We start from the raw sequence: 18,072 nt of genomic DNA on the forward strand, positions 1-18,072 counted from the left end.
CGATTCGTCCCACCGGTAACAGCAGGAGTTCCATGGCATGACGACCCAGCCGCTCAACCGCTCGACCGACCCCAAGGCCCTTCCCCTCACACCGCCCAAGTCCGGCGCGGCGTTCCATGTGCTGCTCAAGAACAGCGCCAACAACAAGAAGGTCGAGGCCGGCGACAAAACCGCGCAAGGGCTCGCTGCCAGCAAGGAACAAGGCTACGAACTGGCCGCCAAGGACGCCGCACCGCCCACCACCCTGGGCGACTACAAGGCCATCGGCCCGGCGGACGAAGTCGGCCCCGGCCTGATTCGTTATGAAACCCAGGACGGCAAGAAAGTCATCGTCAGCGAAAAAGACAGCCCCGAGCTGTTCAAGCAAGTCAGCGCCGACTTCAAGGCACTCTCCGGCGTCAACGCCAGCGAAGCCGCCGGCTACCAGCGCCTGGGCGGCGACGCCACGGCCCCGGAAAAGCTCGGCGACTACAAATCCCTAGGCCCACCGGACGAAACCGGCCCGGGTGTGATCCGCTACGAAACCCAGGACGGCAACAAGTTCGTCATCAGCCAGCGCGACAACCCCGAAGCGTTCCAGAAAGCCAAGGAAGCCTATGAAAGCTTCACCGGCCTGGCCAGCAGCGAAGACGCCGGCTACAAGCGTGCCAGCGACAACGAAGTGTGGCCACCCTACGCCGGCACCACCGTCGGCCCCGAGGATGAAGTCGGCCCGGGCCTGATCCGCTTCGAAAGCAACGGCCAGAAAATGGTCGTGGCCCGGGACGACAACCCCAAGCTGTTCGATTACCTGGCGGGCCTGCACGAGGTCTACACCCACCCGGACAAAAAGGCCGCCGTGGAGTCCGCACTCAACGACGGCTCCACCCTGGCGGACGCCAACACCCAACCGCCGGAACTGAATGACTACAAGGGCTTCGGCTGGATCGAAGGCCAGCAAGGCAATGTACTGACTTATGAAACCCACGACGGCACCAAAGTCGTGGTGTCGGCCGACGTCAGCCCGGAACTGTTCAAGAGCGTGGCCACCGCCCAGGACACCTGGAGCAAGATCCACTCCAGTGAAGACGCCGGCTACAAGCTGGCGGGGCCGAATGATTTCCTGAAAAACACCGAGATCACTTTCGGCTCCCCCGATGAACTGGGTGACGGCCTGATCCGCTATGAAACCAGTGAAGGCAAGGTCATCGTCTCCAAGGAACTCAGCCCGCAGCTTTACGACGAAGTGGTCGCCAAGTGGGAAGCCTGGAGCGCCGGCACCGTCGACGAAACCCGCGCCAAGTACAACCTGCCGAGCAACGACGAACTGGACGTGCTCAACCTCGACACCGGTGTGCACGCCGACAAGGACGACGATAAATCGCCGACCCAAAGCGTCAGCGAACTGGCCACCACCGAACTGATCGACACCTACCGTGCCGGGGTCAAGGACGGCTCGATTCCCAAGGACGACCCGCGGGCCAAACTGGTCCGGGCCCTGGAAGCCCAGGCGGCCTACCAGAACGGCCACGGCATCACCGGCTACGAAGAATCCAAGCGCCCGTTCAACACCACCTGGCGCGAGTTCGATGACAAGCAGACCGAACTCACTTCAGCCGACATGCACGACATCATCGACGGCAAGGCGGTGCAGGAGCAGATCGGCGAACTGTTCAAAGACCCGACCGTGCAGGCCGACTACAAGACCAAGATGGACGACGCCATCAGTCACCTGCCCAACAAGGACGAGATCAAGCAGAAGCTCCTCGACCTGACCAACAACCCTGACTACGTGCTCTACCTCAAGGACCTGCAAAAACAGGGCAAGAGCCACGAAGCCCAACAGGACCTGAGCAACACCCTCACCTCGCTGTCGCTGTTCGACCCGGAAGCCGCCACCAAGGCTGCGCAGAATATCCAGGCCGACGGCCTCACCACCGACCTCAACGAGATCCTGTCGGACCCGAGCAAGATCTCCGACGAGAACAAGGAACTGGCCACCAAGGACCTGTTCGGCCTGCTCAAGGGCGTGCTCAAGGGCAACCTGCTGGACTTGCCGCGACGCAGCCAGGAAGTGCTGGAGAAATTCCTCAACGAAGGCCTGGAGGGCAAGGAGAAATCCTCGGCCGTGACCAAGGCCCTGGAAGAACTCGGCGATGTCTACAAGAACAGCGGCACCATCAGCGAAGCCGACGTGAAAACCGCCCTGAGCAAACCCTATATCCCGGTGGCGGATCGCGGCATGCTCGGCGAGGTGTTCAACACCCTCAACAGCAAAGGCATCCTCGGCTCCATGGGCGCCGGCGTCAGCCTGTTCTCAGGGATTTACCAACTGGTGGGCAAAGGCGGCAAGCTCGGCGAAACCCCGGCCCAGCGTATGACCATCGCCAAGGACTTCCTGAGTTTTGCCGGCGGCGCGAGCCACTTCGTCAAGCTCGGCGACAAGATCGGCGAAGCCCTGGGCAAGGGCGGCCTGGTGGACTTTCTCGGCCTGGACAAGACCCTGCCGGAAATCTGGGGCAAGGAAGGTGCGGCCGGCAAAGTCATCGACTTCAGCAAGCCCACCGAGATCGACTCAAAGGTCAGCAAGGAAATTGCCGCGGCCCTGGACGCGGTTCCCGACAGCCAGTACGACGGCGTCGCCAAACTGTTTGGCGAAGGCGATAAAGCCGTGACCGAAGCCACCGAAGGCCTGGCCACCCACCTGGATGACGGCCTGAAGGCTGCCGGTGCGGCCAAGCTGGGCGCTTCCCAATCGGCGAAGATCGCAGGTTCGGTGATCAAGGTGCTGGGCCCGGCCACGGATATCGCCGGTGGTTTTGCCGATATCGTACTCGGCGCCCTGGCGATCAAAAGTGGCGTGGACAGCAAAGACCCGTTGGCTCAGGCGGCGGGTGGATTGCAGGTGGCGGGCGGTGCGTTCGGTGCATCGGCCGGCGTATTGGGTGCGGCGGCGCTGTTTGGCGCAGGCACGGCGGCAGCGCTGACCGGGCCGCTGTTCCTGGTGGGCGTGGTGTTGGCGGTGGTGGGCGGGATCATCGGCTACTTCGTCGACCACAACAAAAAACAGAAGGCCACCGAGAAGGAAAACGACTGGTACCGCGACCTGGCGGGCGACGGTTTATTGCAGGACAACTGGGCGGACAAGGTCGAATACGCCCACTACGAAATCCACCACTACCACGGCCGCGACACGCCGACCGATGACAGCCTGTTCCGCTTCCAGCAATCGGAGTGGGAACACTTTGACGCGACACCGCAAAGCGGCGGCTCGTCGAGCAACCGGCTGGATGGGGATTTGCACAAGGACTACAAGGACCCGAGTGAAAAGCCCAAGGAACTGCCGGATGCTTCGGGTGAGAAGCCCGGGTCCCGTCCGTCTGGAGGCGGCCCTCGGCTCAACTAAATCTACACAAATCAGTGTGGGAGCTGGCTTGCCTGCGATAGCGGTGTATCAGCCGACAAATAGGTCGACTGACACTCCGTCATCGCAGGCAAGCCAGCTCCCACATTTGGATTGGGTTCACACCTTTACAGCTTGGCAATAGACACTTCGGTCGATTTCACGAAGGCAATCACTTCACTGCCCACTTTCAATTCCAGGTCACGCACCGAGCGCGTGGTAATCACCGACGTCACGATCCCCGACGCGGTTTGCACGTCGATCTCGGACACCACTTCGCCGATCAGGATTTCCTTGATCACGCCTTTGAACTGGTTGCGCACGTTGATCGCTTTAATGGTCATGTCGGCTTTCCTTTGGTCTGTTGGGTCAATCCGCACGAATGCGCAGGCACTCAAAGTGCCCTATTCGTGAAAACAACAAAAGGAATAAATAACTCTTTATTTATTCCATAAAGACATATACAAGCTGTTGCGCAGCCAACAGTGATTCAACAAAGTGCCCTCTCCCATCACAACGTCCCTGCCCCCAACCCCAATAGAAACGGCCCCGCGACTGCTGGCACAGAGACTGCATATTCCTATAACGCATGATGGAACATGCCATATGAATTTTCTGAATATAAGAAAAGCCTTCTCTTTCCCGCCTTGCCCGGAGCTGTTCCATGAAACCCTTCGCCAAAACCCTTCTGGGCGCCTGCGCCCTCGCCCTCAGCCTGCAACCCCTGGCCCATGCGGCGGAAACCGACCCTGCGCAAGTCAACCTGGACTATGCCTATTACTCGCCGGTGAGCCTGGTGCTCAAGCACTTCGGCTGGCTCGAAGAAGCACTGCCAAAAACCAAGGTCGGCTGGGTGCTGAGCCAGGGCAGCAACCGTTCCCTGGAATACCTCAACAGCGGCGGTGTCGATTTCGCTTCGTCCGCCAGCCTGTCGGCGGTGTTGAGCCGGGCCAACGGCAGCCCGATCAAGTCGGTGTATGTGTACAGCCGCGCCGAGTGGACCGCACTGGTGGTGCGCAAAGATTCAACCTTCAAGAGCGTGAGCGACCTCAAGGGCAAGAAAATTGCCGCCACCAAAGGCACCGACCCGTACCTGTTCACCCTGCGCAGCCTGCAGAAAGCCGGCCTGGCCAAGGACGACGTAGAACTGGTGCACCTGCAACATCCGGACGGCCGTACCGCCCTGGAGAAAGGTGATGTCGACGCCTGGGCCGGTCTTGACCCGCACATGGCCGCCAGTGAAATCCAGGCCGGTTCTCGCCTGCTGTACCGCAACAAGGACTTCAACAGCTACGGCGTGGTCAGCGTCACCGAGACGTACGCCAAGGAGCATCCGCAGACCATCGCCAAAGTGCTCGGCGCCTATGAAAAAGCCCGCAACTGGGCGGTCCAGCACCCGGATGAATTTGCCAAGCTGCTGGCGGACGAATCCGGCCTGCCGCTGGAAGTGGCCAAGCTGCAATTGTCCCGCACCGACCTGAGCAGCCCGTTGCTCACCGCTCAGGACGTGGTGTCCTCCAAGGCTGCTGCGCCGATCCTGGTATCGGAAGAACTGGTGCGCCGTGGGGTGAATGTGGATCAGGTGATCGACCAGTTGATCGACCCAAGCTTCGGCCAGGCCTTGCCTCGTCCATAAGGGGAGCGTCATGAGCAGCAAAAGCGAAGCCCTGCCGGTCCCACGGACACCCACGATCACTGTCCAGCGCAGCGCCTGGCCACGCCGGCTCAAGGGCCTGGCGTTGCCGGTGTTGATCCTGGTGATCCTTGAAGTGGTGGTGCGTATCGGCTGGCTGCCGTCCTACCAGATGCCGGCCCCCAGCGAGATCGCGGTGACCCTCACCGACCTCGCCGAAGGCGCGTTATGGAAACACATCAGCGCCAGCCTGTTGCGGGTACTGCTGGGGTTCGCCATCGGCGCCAGCCTGGCCCTGGTGTTTGCCGCCTGGGTCGGCTTGAGCCGCGAGGCCGAGGCGTACCTGGAACCGACCTTCGCCGGCCTGCGCTCGATCCCGAGCCTGGCGTGGGTGCCGCTGTTGCTGCTGTGGCTGGGGATTGATGAGACCTCGAAGATCGTGCTGATAGCCATCGGCGCGTTCTTCCCGGTGTACCTCAACGGCGTCGCGGCGATTCGCGACATCGACCGCAAGCTGGTGGAAGTCGGGCAGATGTATGGCTTCAGCCGTACGCGCCTGGTGCGCCGCATCCTGTTGCCCGCCGCCCTGCCCGGCTTGTTCACCGGTTTGCGCAGCGGTTTGAGCCTGGCCTGGATGTTCCTGGTGGCGGCCGAATTGATCGCCGCGACCAAGGGCCTGGGTTACCTGCTCAGCGATGGCCGGGAAACCTCACGGCCCGACATTGTGCTGGCGGCGATCATTGTGTTGGCCCTGTTGGGCAAGATCAGCGACGGCCTGCTGGCCGCCCTGGAGAAACGCTGCCTGGCCTGGCGCGACACCTTCAACGGCCAAGGCCCGGAGAATTGAGCATGAGCGAAGCGCTACTGGACATTCGTGTCGAGCGTAAAAACTTCGGCGCTACCACGGTGCTGACCAACGTCCACCTGGCCCTGCAACCGCGGGAAGCGGTGAGTTTGCTGGGGCCCAGCGGCTGCGGCAAAAGCACCTTGCTGCGGATCGTTGCCGGGCTGGAAAAGGACTACCAGGGTGAGCTGTTGCAGGGCGGTGGCGAGGTCGCGTTTGTGTTTCAGGAACCGCGCCTGATGCCTTGGCTGACGGTGGAGCAAAACATCGGCTTCAGCGATGACAACGGCTATGACAAAGCCTGGGTCGCGCAGTTGATTGACGAGGTGGGGCTTACCGGCTTTGGCCAGGCGTTGCCCAAGGCGTTGTCGGGCGGCATGGCGCAACGGGTGGCGATTGCTCGCGGGCTGTATTCGCGGCCGCAGGTGTTGCTGCTGGACGAGCCGTTCAGCGCGGTGGATGCGTTTACCCGCATGAAGCTGCAGGACTTGCTGCTGCAATTGGCTGAGCATCACGGGATCGCCCTGTTGCTGGTGACCCACGATGTGGACGAGGCGCTGTACCTGAGTGACCGGGTACTGGTGATGGATAACCGGCCCAGCAGTATTCGCCAGGAACTGGCGGTGGAGCTGGAGCATCCGCGGGACCGGCGGGATCCGCTGTTGGCGCGCCTCAAGGCACTGGCGTTGACCGAGTTGCAGCGGGCGCATGTGATCTGAAACGCACGTGTTGGGGGGGGTAAGTCAGGCTGGGGTGTATATCCGTTATTTGGGTGACGGCTGATATGGGTTCCGCTCTTACAGCGGGTCACTTTTGGAAAAGAGCCCCAAAAGTAACCAAAAGGGCTCTTGCCCCACCACTCGGCACCTCGCTCAGGCTCGGTGTGCCCTCTCTCCGGTACTACTCCGCGGGCCGCCGCGACGGGGCGTCCCTGCCCCGTCGCGGCTAAACCGGCGTCCTGCCGGTTTACCCGCTCCGTACTACCTGCGTTCGGCCAGCGTGGTTTAAAGGGGCGCCTAAGATCAAGATCAAAAGCAGATCAACAGCACAGCGGCCTACAGGCCGGCTTGAGTGGTGTGGAGCAAAAGCAAAATCAAAATCTAAAGCGGGCACGGTCACCTGTAGGAGCTGGCTTGCCAGCGATGGCATCAAATGGGTCTGCCTGATGCACTGAGGTGTCTGCATCGCCGGCAAGCCAGCTCCTACAAAAAAGCCGCTCTTGCCTTTGCTCCTACCACTCAAGCCGGCCTGTAGGCCGCTGTGCTGTAGATTTTGATCTTGATCTGACTGCCCCAATAAGCCCGAGGCCGAACGCAGGGATTGAGGAGCGGGTAAACCGGCAGGACGCCGGTTTAGCCGCGACGGGGCAGGGACGCCCCGTCGCGGCGGCCCGCGGAGCAATGCCGGAGTGAGGGAACACCGAGCCTAGGCGAGGTGCCGACAGGCGGGGCAGAGCCTTTTGCTTACTTTGGGGCTTTTCCAAAGTGAGTCGCTGTAAGAGCGAAACCATAAGCCGCCGTTACCTAAATAACGGATATGTCATCAGACAGCCGTTTTACGCGCCGTCAGCGTCACCCAATACCGCGTACGCGACTGCACCTCCAGCGGCATCGTCGACGCCAGCAACGCAAGAATGCGATCAGTATCGGCCAACTGAAAACTCCCGGTCACCCGCAGCGCTTCCAGGCTCGAGTCCCAACGCATCACCCCCGGCCGATACCGCTCCAACTCCCGCAAAAAATCGCCCAGCAGCTGGTTCTGCGCGGTCAACACACCCTCGCGCCAACCCAGTTGCAGCGCATCAAACGCTACAGCTGCGCCCATCCCGAACGCCTGCAAGCGCGCCTGTTGCCCACCTTGCAACGTCGCCACTTGCCCCCGCAGGTCCTGCACCTGCACCGCGCCCTTCAAGACCGACACCAGGCACCCGGAAGACAGCTGCCGCACACACACCTCAGCCTGGCTGACAATCACCTGGCCATAACGCGTCTGCACCGTCAGCGCACCAGCCCCCGGCACCGTCAACGCCATCTCGCCTTCCACCAGCGTCACACGGCGCCGGGCCACGTCCACATCCACCGCACTCGCGGTGTTCAGTTGCAGGCTGCTGCCATCCGCCAGCGACACCCGCTTGCGTTCGCCAGTGGCGGTATGCAAATCGGCGCGCCATGCATCGATCGGCAATTGCCGGCTAAGCAACCACGCAGCCGGCACCAGCGCGGCCACGCCCAACGCACGCTTGAGCACCGCGCGCCGTCCCGGTTGCGGGCGATCAAGGCTGGCCATGGCCAATGCCGGTGGCAAATCGTTAAATCGCTGACGCAACAGTTGGGCTTTTTGCCAGATTTGTTCGTGCTGGGGATGGCTGTCGCGCCACTGCTGCAGGCTGGCGTGATCACGCTCGGTGGCACTGCCAGACTCCAGCAACGCCAGCCACTGCGCCGCCGCACGGGCGAGATCCGGCGCGCTGCGGCTCACAGGTCCACCAGCAAGCAATGCTCATAGGCCTGGGCCATGTAGCGCTTGACCGTACGCTCGGAGACCTTGAGCCGCTCGGCAATCTCCCGGTAGCCCAGGCCTTCCAGTTGGCTCCAGAGAAACGCGCGACGCACCACCGGTGGCAAACCGTCGAGCAGTTCATCCAGGGCTTGCAGGGTTTCCAGCAGCAACCAGCGCTGCTCCGGGGACGGCACGCAGTCTTGCGGCAAGTGCATCAGCGCGTTGAGATACGCCTGCTCCAGGCTGCGCCGCTGGTGAAAGTTGACCAGCAAGCGCTTGCCCACGGTCACCAGGTAAGCCCGGGGCTCCTGCAATTGTGCAATCGGCTGGGCGCTGGCCAGCACCCGCAGGAACGTGTCCTGGCTCAGGTCGGCCGCATCCCAGGCATTGCCCAGGCGCCGCCGCAGCCAGCTTTCCAGCCAGCTGCGGTGGTCGCGGTACAAGGTGTGAAGACTCGCTTCAGCCAGGTGCGTCGGCAATACAGCATCATTCATGGCAAGTAACCTGCGCGGCGCGAGTTAATCTCAAATGAGATTCATTCTATTTAATATCCCGCCGGCATACCACGTTCTTTTACACGCAGCGTTTAAAGCATCGCGGCCTTCTGTCGGAGCATGTCGATAAACAGCCCCAGCTCGCGGCTCACCGGGTCGCCCTTGCGCAACAGCATCCCGAACGGCGCCAGCTGCACCTCCAGCACCACCGGCAAGGCCACCACGAGGCCCATTTTCAGGTAGTCCCGCAGGGCGCTTTCCGACAGCACCATGATTGCGTCGGTGAGTTGAATCAGTTGTTGCATGGAATACACCGAACTGCACTCGATGATGTCCGCCGGCTGCGGCAAGGCCAGGTGTTGCAGCGCCTCGTCAAAACCAATGCGCGCCGGGCTGGTTTGCGGTTGCAGGATCCACGGCCAGTCGCTGACCAGCTCCGCCAACGGCAAGTGTTCGCGTTGCGCCAGGGGATGGCCGGCGTGCACCACCACAAGCATGCGTTCATTACCCAGGGGCTCGAAACTGTAATGCTCGCTGTCGGTGGCGGCATTGCGCCGGGCGATGGCCAGGTCGATGCGGCCCTGTTCCAGCAACTGGATCACCTGGTCGCTGGTGTCGCCCATGATGCGAATGCGCATCTGCGGGTTGAGCGACTTGATCTGCGCAATCGAGTCCATCACCAGGTCCGGCGCCGCGCCCATGATCGTGCCGATCGACAAATACCCATAGCCGCCCTGCTGGCGCACCCTCAATTCCTCGGCGCAGCGGTCGAGGCCGCTGAGGGCGGATTCGGCAAAGCGGATCAGCTCCTTGCCCAGCGCCGTGGGGCGCATACCACGGGGCAGGCGCTCGAACAGGTCGCAGGCAAACATGTCCTCGATCTCCCGCAACATGCGCGTCGCCGCCGGTTGCGACATGTTCAGGCTCTGGGATGCGCGGTGCAGGTTCTGGCTGGAACTCAAGGCCACCAGCATATGCAGATGCTTGTAGCGCAGGCGGTTGAACAGGCTGCGGGAGATCGCGGGACTACTCATTATTTTCCTTGTTATCGATACCCTGAGGTTATCAGTTGTAAGCGAGATTCGATTTGTAGCGCATAGATCGAGCGCCGTACAGTCCTTCCCATAAGAACAAAACAACCGGACTGACCCATGAAGACCCTGCCTGCGTCTCTGCTCGCCAAGATTTCCTGGCGGCTGCTGCCCTTCCTGCTGTTGATGTACATCATGGCCTTCCTCGACCGCGCCAACGTCGGGTTCGCCAAGCAAGCCTTCCAGGCCGACACCGGCCTCAGTGATGCCGCTTTCGCCTTTGGCGCCGGGGTGTTTTTTGTCGGCTATGCGCTGCTGGAAGTGCCGAGCAACCTGATCATGCATCGCGTCGGTGCCCGCCTGTGGATGTGCCGGATCATGGTCAGTTGGGGCCTGGTGTCCGCCGCCATGATGTTTGCCCATAACGAAACCAGCTTCTACGTGTTGCGCTTCCTGCTGGGCGTGGCCGAAGCCGGGTTTTTCCCCGGTGTCATTCTCTACCTCACCTATTGGTTCCCGTCTGCGGTACGCGGCAAGGCCATGGGGTTCTTCTACTTTGGCGCGCCCCTGGCCTTCATCTTCGGCAGCCCGCTGTCGGGTCTGTTGCTGGAGCTGGACGGGTTCTCCGGGCTGCACGGCTGGCAATGGCTGTTCGCCGTGGAAGGCCTGATGGCCACGGCGGTCGGCATCTGGGCCTATTGGTACCTGGACAACCGCCCCGCCGATGCCAAATGGCTGACCGTGGCAGAGCAGCGCCAGATCCAGGACCTGCTGGACCGCGAAGACCAACACAAAACCACCCACGGGCACAGCCTGCTCAATGTGCTGTGCCAGCCCAGCGTGCTGTACCTGTGCCTGGTGTACCTGCTGATCCAGGCCAGCGTCTACGGCGTGGTGTTCTACTTGCCCACTCAGGTCAGCGGCCTTTTGGGCACCAGGGTCGGCTTGATGGTGGGCCTGGTCTCGGCCATTCCGTGGGTGTGCGCGCTGTTCGCCGCCTGGTGGATTCCCGGCTATTCCGACCGCACCGGCGAGCGCCGCAAAACCGCGTCCCTGACCCTGTTGATGGCCGCCGCCGGGATTGCCTGCTCCGTGACCTTCGCCAACCCGCTGCTGGGCATGCTCGCCCTGTGTTTCGCCGCCTCGGGATTTATCGCTGTGCAACCGGTGTTCTGGACTTTCCCCTCCAGCTACCTGGCGGGCAGCGCCGCGGCCGCCGGCATCGCGTTGATCAACTCCTTCGGCGCCCTCGGCGGGTTTATCGCCCCGGTGCTGAAGAACTGGGCAGAAACCGCCTTCCACTCCCCTGCGGCCGGCCTCTACCTGCTGTCCGCCACCACCGTGCTCGCCGCCTTGCTGGTACTCGGTATCCATTCGCCAGGCCAAAAAGCGACGAACACGCCGGCCACTGTTTAATCAAGGAGTCACACCATGGGCAACATCACTATCAAGCACGTACGCGCCTTTGTGCTGCGCGGCGGCGGCGCGGACTACCACGACCAGGCAGACGGCCACTGGATCGACGATCACATCAGCACCCCCATGAGCAAATACCCCGAATACCGCCGGAGCCGCCGCAGTTTCGGGATCAACGTACTCGGCACGCTCGTGGTGGAAATCGAGGCCAGCGACGGCACCGTCGGGTTTGCCGTGACCACCGGTGGCGAACCCGCCGCCTACATCGTCGAGAAACACCTGGCGCGCTTCCTGGAAGGCGCCCGCGTCACCGATATCGAGAAAATCTGGGACCAGATGTACCAGTCCACTCTGTACTACGGGCGCAAGGGGCTGGTGATCAACACGATCTCCGGTGTGGACCTGGCGCTGTGGGACCTGCTCGGCAAGATCCGCCAGGAGCCGGTGCACCAGTTGCTCGGCGGCGCGGTGCGGGACGAGTTGCAGTTCTACGCCACCGGCGCTCGTCCGGACCTGGCGCAGAAGATGGGCTTTATCGGCGGCAAGATGCCCCTGCACCACAGCCCGTCGGAGGGCGAAGAAGGCCTGCGCAAAAACCTCGAGGAGTTGGCGACCATGCGCGAACGGGTCGGCCCGGACTTCTGGCTGATGCTCGATTGCTGGATGAGCCTGGACCTGAACTACGCCACCAGACTGGCAACCGGCGCCCACGAATTTGGCTTGAAGTGGATCGAGGAAGCGCTGTCGCCTGACGACTACTGGGGCTATGCCGCCCTGCGCAACAACGTGCCCAAGGGCATGCTGGTCACCACCGGCGAACACGAAGCCACCCGCTGGGGCTTTCGCATGCTGCTGGAGATGGGCTGCTGCGACATTATCCAGCCGGATGTGGGCTGGTGCGGCGGCCTCACCGAACTGGTGAAAATCTCCGCCCTGGCCGACGCCCACAACGCGTTGGTGGTGCCCCACGGCTCGTCGGTCTACAGCTACCACTTTGTCGCCACCCGCCATAACAGCCCGTTCGCCGAGTTCCTGATGATGGCGCCCAAGGCCGACGAAGTGGTGCCGATGTTTCACCCGCAACTGCTCGGCGAGCCAGTGCCGGTGAAGGGCCGCATGCGCCTGTCGGTGCTCGACAAGCCGGGGTTTGGCGTGGACCTCAACCCCGATTGCCAACTGCACCGTCCGTATAACCGCTGAGGACTCCTGCCATGAACATGCCCCACAACGCTTTCAAGGCCGCGCTGCGTAAAGACGCCGCGCAATACGGGATCTGGGCCGGTTTCGCCACGGCCTATGCCGCCGAAATCGTCGCCAGCACCGGTTATGACTGGATGCTGATTGACGGCGAACACGCCCCCAACACCGTGCCCAGCGTGCTCAACCAGCTCCAGGCCGTGGCGTCCTATGGCACCGCGCCGGTGGTTCGCGCGGTGAGCAGCGACGCCAACCTGATCAAGCAACTGCTGGATGTGGGCGCCCAGACGCTGATGATCCCGATGGTGGAAACCGCCGAACAGGCCCAGGCCCTGGTGCGTGCAATGCGTTATCCGCCCCACGGCATTCGTGGTGTCGGCGGCGGCTTGACCCGCGCTACCCGCTGGGACGGCGTGGCCGACTACCTCAATACCGCCCATGAACAGCTGTGCCTGATTGTGCAGGTGGAGTCACGTCTCGGGGTGGAAAACGTCGCGGCGATTGCGGCGGTCGAAGGTGTGGACGCGGTATTTATCGGCCCGGCCGACCTGTCCATCGGCCTCGGTCACGCCGGCAACCCAGGGCATCCCGAAGTGCAGGAACGTATCCGGCACGCGGTCGACGCCACGCTGGCGGCCGGCAAGGCTTGCGGCATCCTCGCCCCCAACGAAGACGACGCCCGCCGTTACCAAGCCTGGGGCTGCCAGTTCATCGCAGTGGCCATCGACATCAGCCTGTTGCGCCAGAGCGCCATGGCCGCACTGGCCCGCTACCGCCCCGTCGCCGACGCCCAGGCGCCGTCACGCACTTACTGAGGAGCTGCCCATGTCATCCGTACCGGTCTACCAGAATTTCATCAACGGCCGTTTTACCCCCAGCGATGCCCACCTGGAGGTGTTGAACCCGGCTACCGGCGCCCTGCTGTCGAAGGTCCCGGCGTCCACCGCTGAAGACGTCGATCAGGCCCTGGCCGCTGCCCGTCATGCGCAAAAAGACTGGGCCCGCAAACCCGCGATCGAACGCGCCGGGCACTTGCGCCGCATTGCCGCCAAGCTGCGGGAAAACGTCGCCCACCTGGCACGCACCATCACCCTGGAGCAAGGCAAGGTCACGGGCCTGGCGGAAGTCGAAGTCAACTTCACCGCCGACTACCTCGACTACATGGCCGAGTGGGCGCGACGCATCGAAGGCGAGATCATCACCAGCGACCGGCCCAACGAAAACATCTTTCTGTTTCGCAAGCCGCTGGGCGTGGTGGCCGGCATCCTGCCGTGGAATTTCCCGTTCTTCCTGATCGCCCGCAAGATGGCCCCGGCGTTGCTGACCGGCAACACCATCGTGATCAAGCCCAGCGAGGAGACGCCCAACAATTGCTTTGAATTCGCCAGACTGGTGGCCGAAACCGATCTGCCAGCCGGGGTCTTCAACGTGGTCTGCGGCGATGGCCACGTCGGTGGCGCCCTCACCGCCCACAAGGGCGTGGACATGATCAGCTTCACCGGCAGCGTCGCCACCGGCTCGCGGATCATGGCCGCCGCCGCGCCGAACATCACCAAGCTCAACCTGGAGCTGGGCGGCAAGGCCCCCGCCATTGTCCTCGCCGATGCCGACCTGGACCTCGCGGTAAACGCCATTCGCGCCTCAAGGATCATCAACAGCGGCCAGGTGTGCAACTGCGCCGAGCGGGTGTACGTGGACCGCAAGGTGGCCGACCAGTTTATCGAGCGCATCAGCGCCGCGATGGCTGCCACCCGCTATGGCGATCCCATCGCCCAGGCCGATGTGGAGATGGGCCCGCTGATCAACCGCCAGGGCCTGGACAGCGTCAATCGCAAGGTGCGCACCGCGCTGGGCCAGGGTGCATCGCTGGTCACCGGTGGGCAGATTGCCGACCTGGGCCAGGGCTTTCACTTCCAGCCCACGGTATTGGCCGGTTGCCGCGCCGACATGGAAATCATGCGCGAGGAGATCTTCGGGCCGGTACTGCCGATCCAGATTGTCGACGACCTGGATGAGGCCATCGCCCTGGCCAACGACTGTGACTATGGCCTGACGTCGTCGATCTACACCCGCGACCTGGGCAAGGCGATGCAGGCGGTGCGCGACTTGTCGTTCGGCGAAACCTACGTCAACCGCGAGAATTTCGAAGCCATGCAAGGCTTCCATGCCGGTGTGCGTAAATCCGGAATCGGCGGCGCCGATGGCAAGCACGGCCTGTATGAGTACACCCATACCCACGCGGTGTACCTGCAGGGCTGAGGTGGTGCAACGGGCCCTGGCGCGGTAGCGTGCGGGCCCTTCCCGATCAATTCTTCCGACAAGGATTGCGCAATGCCTCTTACCCCTTACAACGGCCCGATCATCGACAGCCACTTGCACCTGTTCGACCCGCGCCGCCCCCAGGGCATTCCCTGGCCCGAACCCGGTAACGCGCTGTATGCCGCGCATTTGCCGGCGGATTATTGGGCGCTGGCGGGCGACCATAACGTGATCGGTGCGATTGCCGTGGAAGCCAGCCCGTGGCGCGACGACAACCGCTGGCTCCTGGAAACCTTGCGCAGCGATCCACGCCTGCTGGGTTTCGTCGGCAACCTCGACCCGCTGCACAGCGACTTTGCAGCAGACCTTGAAGCCCTGGCCCATGAACCGCTGTTCCTCGGCCTGCGCTACGGCAACCTGTGGGACCGCGATCTGCTCGACGACCAGACGCGCCCCGGCTTTATCGACGGCCTGCGCCGCCTCGCCGAATATGGGCGCAGCCTGGACAGCGCCAACCCGAACCCACGCCTGATCAAAGGGCTGCTGCACGTGAGCGATGCCTTGCCCGAGCTGCGCATCATTGTCGATCACCTGCCCAACGCCAGCGTGCCGGCCGGTGAAGCATCGGCGTACCACGCCGACCTGATGCGCCTCGCCGAGCGGCCCAATGTGTTTGCCAAACTGGCGGAAATCCCCCAGGTCGGCCCGCAGGGCCTGATCCTTGACCCGGCCTTCTATAACGACCGCCTGGCGGTGCTGTGGGAAGCCTTCGGCGAAGACCGTTGCTTCTTTGGCAGCGACTGGCCCAACAGCGATCACCTGGCCAATTTCGCCACCACCCTGGGCCTGGTGAAAGCCTGCCTGGCGGGCAAACCCGAGGACGTACAGGGCAAGTTTTTCCTGCACAACGCGGTGCGGATCTACAGCCCCACGCCACCCCACGGAGGCCAGTCATGCAGACCCGAGCCTTTCGCATGAACCTCAACCCCGGGCAGCACGCCGAGTACCGTCGACGCCATGACGCGATCTGGCCGGAACTGGCCCAGGCCCTGCGCGATGCCGGCGTGGTGGACTACCGGATCTACCTCGACGAGGCCAGCAACGCCTTGTTCGCCGTGATGACCCACGAAGACCAGCACCGCCTCGACACCTTGCCTGGCACCGCGCTGATGCAGCGTTGGTGGCACTACATGCAAGACATCATGCCCAGCCACCCGGACGCCTCGCCCGTCAGCGTGAATTTGATCCCGATGTTCAGCCTCACTCCAGGCTGAATCAGCGCGGTACCACAACAATAAAAAAGGATTCGACTACGTGGAAATCATTCTCTTCGGTGTGATCCTGCACTTCATCGGCGGCTTCGCCTCCGGAAGCTTCTACATCCCCTACAAGAAAGTCCGCGGCTGGGCCTGGGAAAGCTACTGGATCACCGGCGGCCTGGTGTCATGGCTGATCGTGCCGCTGATTGCCGCGCAACTGACCGTGCCCGGCTGGGCCGACATCCTGCGCCAGGCCGACACCAGCACCCTGCTCTGGACCTACCTGTTCGGCGTGCTCTGGGGCATTGGCGGGCTGACGTTCGGCCTGACCATGCGCTACCTCGGGTTGTCCTTGGGCATGTCGCTGGTACTGGGCCTGACCTCGGCCCTCGGCGCCTTGATGCCGGCGCTGTACCGCGACCTCTTCACCGACGCCACCGAAGGCACCCTGACCTCAATGCTCGCCTCCCAGGGCGGGCATTGGGTGCTGTGGGGCGTGGCGGTATCGCTGGTGGGCATCGCCGTGTGCGGTAAGGCCGGGCTGATCAAGGAACGGGAAGTGCCGGAAGCGGTGAAATTCGCCAGCATCAGCGAGTTCTCGGTGGCCAAGGGCATGCTGGTAGCGGTGATATCCGGGGTGCTGAGCGCGTGCTTCAGCTACGGTATTTCAGCCGGGCGCCCACTGGCTGCCGCGGCTGTCGAGCACGGCGCCAACAGCCTGTTCCAGAACAACGTGACCTTCATGGTGATCATGTGGGGTGGCCTGACCACCAACGGCCTCTGGTGCCTGTGGTTGAACTGGCGCAACCGCACGTTCCACAACTACACCGACCGCAGCACGCCGCTGTTAAGCAATTACCTGCTGGTGGCGTGCGCCGGAACCCTGTGGTTCCTGCAGTTTTTCTTCTACGGCATGGGCGAAAGCCGCCTGCAGAACGATGCCAGTTCGTGGGTGCTGCACATGTCGTTCATCATCATCGTGTCCAACGGCTGGGGCCTGTATTTCCGCGAATGGCAAGGCACCAGTGCTACCAATAAAAGCGTATTGGTGGCCGGTATCGCGGTGATTCTCGGCGCTATCGCCATGGTCGGTTACGGCAACTATCTCGGCTGAGGCCGTTTGTTTTCGAGGAGTTCATTTATGTTACTTGCAGATAAAACCGTGATTATTACTGGCGCTTCCCGGGGTATCGGACGCGCTGCTGCCCGTGAGTGCGCGCGCCAGGGGGCTCGTGTGGTGATTGGTCATAGTGGCAGTGGCCAGGGAACTGAGGCGGCGTTGTCGTTGATCGAGGAGATCAAGGGGTTTGGTGGGCAGGCGGTTGAAGTGGGCGGTGATGCCGCTGACCCGGACACCGGTGACAAGCTGGTGGCGGGCGCGCTCAAGGCATTCGGCAGTGTGGATGTGTTCGTCAACAATGCCGGGATTTGCCCGTTTCACTCCTTCCTCGACATGCCGCGCGAGGTGTACCTCAAGACGGTCAACACCAACCTCAACGGCGCCTACTTCGCCGTGCAGGCGGCGGCCAACCAGATGAAAAACCAGGGCAAGGGCGGCGCGATCATCGCCGTCAGTTCCATCAGCGCGCTGGTGGGTGGCGGGATGCAAACGCATTACACGCCGACCAAGGCCGGGCTGCACTCGTTGATGCAGTCCTGTGCGATTGCGTTGGGGCCGTATGGCATTCGCTGTAATTCGGTGTTGCCGGGGACGATTGCTACCGACATCAACAAGGAGGATTTGGCGGATGAGGAGAAGTTGGCGTACATGACGTCACGTACGCCGCTGGGGCGGTTGGGCGAGCCCGACGACGTTGCTGGCCCCATTGTGTTTCTTGCTTCGGATATGGCGCGGTATGTGACCGGGGCTTCGCTGTTGGTAGACGGGGGGTTGTTTGTCAACTTGCAGTAGCTTTTTTTGGGGGGCATATCCGTTTTTTGGGTGATGGCTTCGATTGGTTCCGCTCTTACAGCGGGTCACTTTTGAAAGGAGCCCAAAAGTAACCAAAAGGCTCTTGCCCCACCACTCGGCACCTCGCCTAGGCTCGGTGTGCCCTC

The 18,072-nt window shown here is 62.6% G+C and carries 16 protein-coding genes; 12 read left to right on the forward strand and 4 right to left on the reverse strand.

Going from position 1 to position 18,072, the window contains the following annotated elements:
- Positions 1-37 precede the first annotated feature (37 nt).
- Positions 38-3,385, forward strand: coding sequence for a hypothetical protein (locus HKK54_RS27875; protein WP_010171211.1), 3,348 nt, complete (start codon positions 38-40; stop codon positions 3,383-3,385).
- Between the two features lie 125 nt (positions 3,386-3,510).
- On the opposite strand, the gene HKK54_RS27880 is transcribed toward HKK54_RS27875, so the two are convergent.
- Positions 3,511-3,726: a TOBE domain-containing protein gene (locus tag HKK54_RS27880; protein ID WP_003217010.1), complete on the reverse strand. Its 216-nt coding sequence runs from the start codon at positions 3,724-3,726 to the stop codon at positions 3,511-3,513.
- Between the two features lie 320 nt (positions 3,727-4,046).
- On the opposite strand from HKK54_RS27880, the gene HKK54_RS27885 reads away from it, so the two are divergent.
- Genes HKK54_RS27885 through HKK54_RS27895 form a run of 3 tightly spaced genes read left to right on the forward strand, consistent with a single transcriptional unit; the run spans position 4,047 to position 6,578 of the window.
- Positions 4,047-5,018 carry an aliphatic sulfonate ABC transporter substrate-binding protein gene (locus HKK54_RS27885; protein WP_010171214.1) on the forward strand — a complete coding sequence of 324 codons (972 nt, stop codon included), beginning with the start codon at positions 4,047-4,049 and terminating at the stop codon, positions 5,016-5,018.
- Between the two features lie 10 nt (positions 5,019-5,028).
- Entirely contained in the window at positions 5,029-5,862 is an 834-nt protein-coding gene (locus HKK54_RS27890; protein WP_010171216.1) for an ABC transporter permease, read from the forward strand.
- Between the two features lie 2 nt (positions 5,863-5,864).
- Positions 5,865-6,578: an ABC transporter ATP-binding protein gene (locus HKK54_RS27895; RefSeq protein ID WP_169388554.1), complete on the forward strand. Its 714-nt coding sequence runs from the start codon at positions 5,865-5,867 to the stop codon at positions 6,576-6,578.
- Positions 6,579-7,401: 823 nt separating this feature from the next.
- Here HKK54_RS27895 and HKK54_RS27900 read toward each other — a convergent pair.
- From HKK54_RS27900 to HKK54_RS27910, 3 genes are all read right to left on the reverse strand, one after another.
- Positions 7,402-8,337 (reverse strand): FecR domain-containing protein, encoded by a 936-nt coding sequence (locus HKK54_RS27900; RefSeq protein ID WP_169388555.1) that lies wholly within the window; start codon positions 8,335-8,337, stop codon positions 7,402-7,404.
- A complete protein-coding gene (locus HKK54_RS27905) occupies positions 8,334-8,852 on the reverse strand; it encodes a sigma-70 family RNA polymerase sigma factor (protein ID WP_169388556.1) in 519 nt (172 codons plus the stop codon). The genes HKK54_RS27900 and HKK54_RS27905 overlap by 4 nt, the downstream gene beginning before the upstream one ends.
- Positions 8,853-8,944: 92 nt before the next feature.
- Complete coding sequence (locus HKK54_RS27910) at positions 8,945-9,886, reverse strand: LysR family transcriptional regulator (RefSeq protein WP_010171225.1); 942 nt, start codon at positions 9,884-9,886, stop codon at positions 8,945-8,947.
- Between the two features lie 117 nt (positions 9,887-10,003).
- Between HKK54_RS27910 and HKK54_RS27915 the strand changes: the two genes are divergently transcribed.
- The 8 genes from HKK54_RS27915 (at position 10,004) to HKK54_RS27950 (ending at position 17,926) form a co-directional block, all read left to right on the forward strand.
- Complete coding sequence (locus HKK54_RS27915) at positions 10,004-11,299, forward strand: MFS transporter (protein WP_169388557.1); 1,296 nt, start codon at positions 10,004-10,006, stop codon at positions 11,297-11,299.
- Positions 11,300-11,314: 15 nt separating this feature from the next.
- Positions 11,315-12,499, forward strand: a complete 1,185-nt coding sequence (gene rhmD / locus HKK54_RS27920) for an L-rhamnonate dehydratase (RefSeq protein WP_169388558.1) — start codon at positions 11,315-11,317, stop codon at positions 12,497-12,499.
- An 11-nt stretch (positions 12,500-12,510) separates the two neighbouring features.
- Positions 12,511-13,311 (forward strand): HpcH/HpaI aldolase family protein, encoded by an 801-nt coding sequence (locus tag HKK54_RS27925; RefSeq protein ID WP_169388559.1) that lies wholly within the window; start codon positions 12,511-12,513, stop codon positions 13,309-13,311.
- A 10-nt stretch (positions 13,312-13,321) separates the two neighbouring features.
- On the forward strand, positions 13,322-14,755 hold the full coding sequence (aldA, locus tag HKK54_RS27930; protein WP_169388560.1) for an aldehyde dehydrogenase: 1,434 nt from the start codon (positions 13,322-13,324) through the stop codon (positions 14,753-14,755).
- A gap of 72 nt (positions 14,756-14,827) precedes the next feature.
- Positions 14,828-15,733, forward strand: coding sequence for an amidohydrolase family protein (locus HKK54_RS27935; RefSeq protein ID WP_010171236.1), 906 nt, complete (start codon positions 14,828-14,830; stop codon positions 15,731-15,733).
- Entirely contained in the window at positions 15,709-16,029 is a 321-nt protein-coding gene (rhaM, locus tag HKK54_RS27940) for an L-rhamnose mutarotase (protein ID WP_178121003.1), read from the forward strand. The genes HKK54_RS27935 and rhaM overlap by 25 nt, the downstream gene beginning before the upstream one ends.
- 40 nt (positions 16,030-16,069) lie before the next feature.
- A complete protein-coding gene (rhaT, locus tag HKK54_RS27945) occupies positions 16,070-17,128 on the forward strand; it encodes an L-rhamnose/proton symporter RhaT (protein ID WP_169388561.1) in 1,059 nt (352 codons plus the stop codon).
- 27 nt (positions 17,129-17,155) lie between these two features.
- Positions 17,156-17,926, forward strand: coding sequence for an SDR family NAD(P)-dependent oxidoreductase (locus HKK54_RS27950; protein WP_169388562.1), 771 nt, complete (start codon positions 17,156-17,158; stop codon positions 17,924-17,926).
- Positions 17,927-18,072 lie beyond the last annotated feature (146 nt).

The organism is Pseudomonas sp. ADAK13 (assembly GCF_012935715.1).
Lineage (GTDB): Bacteria > Pseudomonadota > Gammaproteobacteria > Pseudomonadales > Pseudomonadaceae > Aquipseudomonas.

Excerpts from the sequence above, each read along its gene's own strand:
- HKK54_RS27875 (WP_010171211.1), top strand. The coding sequence starts at position 38 with ATGACGACCCAGCCGCTCAACCGCTCGACCGACCCCAAGGCCCTTCCC.
- HKK54_RS27880 (WP_003217010.1), bottom strand. The coding sequence starts at position 3,726 with ATGACCATTAAAGCGATCAACGTGCGCAACCAGTTCAAAGGCGTGATC.
- HKK54_RS27885 (WP_010171214.1), top strand. The coding sequence starts at position 4,047 with ATGAAACCCTTCGCCAAAACCCTTCTGGGCGCCTGCGCCCTCGCCCTC.
- HKK54_RS27890 (WP_010171216.1), top strand. The coding sequence starts at position 5,029 with ATGAGCAGCAAAAGCGAAGCCCTGCCGGTCCCACGGACACCCACGATC.
- HKK54_RS27895 (WP_169388554.1), top strand. The coding sequence starts at position 5,865 with ATGAGCGAAGCGCTACTGGACATTCGTGTCGAGCGTAAAAACTTCGGC.
- HKK54_RS27905 (WP_169388556.1), bottom strand. The coding sequence starts at position 8,852 with ATGAATGATGCTGTATTGCCGACGCACCTGGCTGAAGCGAGTCTTCAC.
- HKK54_RS27910 (WP_010171225.1), bottom strand. The coding sequence starts at position 9,886 with ATGAGTAGTCCCGCGATCTCCCGCAGCCTGTTCAACCGCCTGCGCTAC.
- HKK54_RS27915 (WP_169388557.1), top strand. The coding sequence starts at position 10,004 with ATGAAGACCCTGCCTGCGTCTCTGCTCGCCAAGATTTCCTGGCGGCTG.
- rhmD (WP_169388558.1), top strand. The coding sequence starts at position 11,315 with ATGGGCAACATCACTATCAAGCACGTACGCGCCTTTGTGCTGCGCGGC.
- HKK54_RS27925 (WP_169388559.1), top strand. The coding sequence starts at position 12,511 with ATGAACATGCCCCACAACGCTTTCAAGGCCGCGCTGCGTAAAGACGCC.
- aldA (WP_169388560.1), top strand. The coding sequence starts at position 13,322 with ATGTCATCCGTACCGGTCTACCAGAATTTCATCAACGGCCGTTTTACC.
- HKK54_RS27935 (WP_010171236.1), top strand. The coding sequence starts at position 14,828 with ATGCCTCTTACCCCTTACAACGGCCCGATCATCGACAGCCACTTGCAC.
- rhaM (WP_178121003.1), top strand. The coding sequence starts at position 15,709 with ATGCAGACCCGAGCCTTTCGCATGAACCTCAACCCCGGGCAGCACGCC.
- HKK54_RS27950 (WP_169388562.1), top strand. The coding sequence starts at position 17,156 with ATGTTACTTGCAGATAAAACCGTGATTATTACTGGCGCTTCCCGGGGT.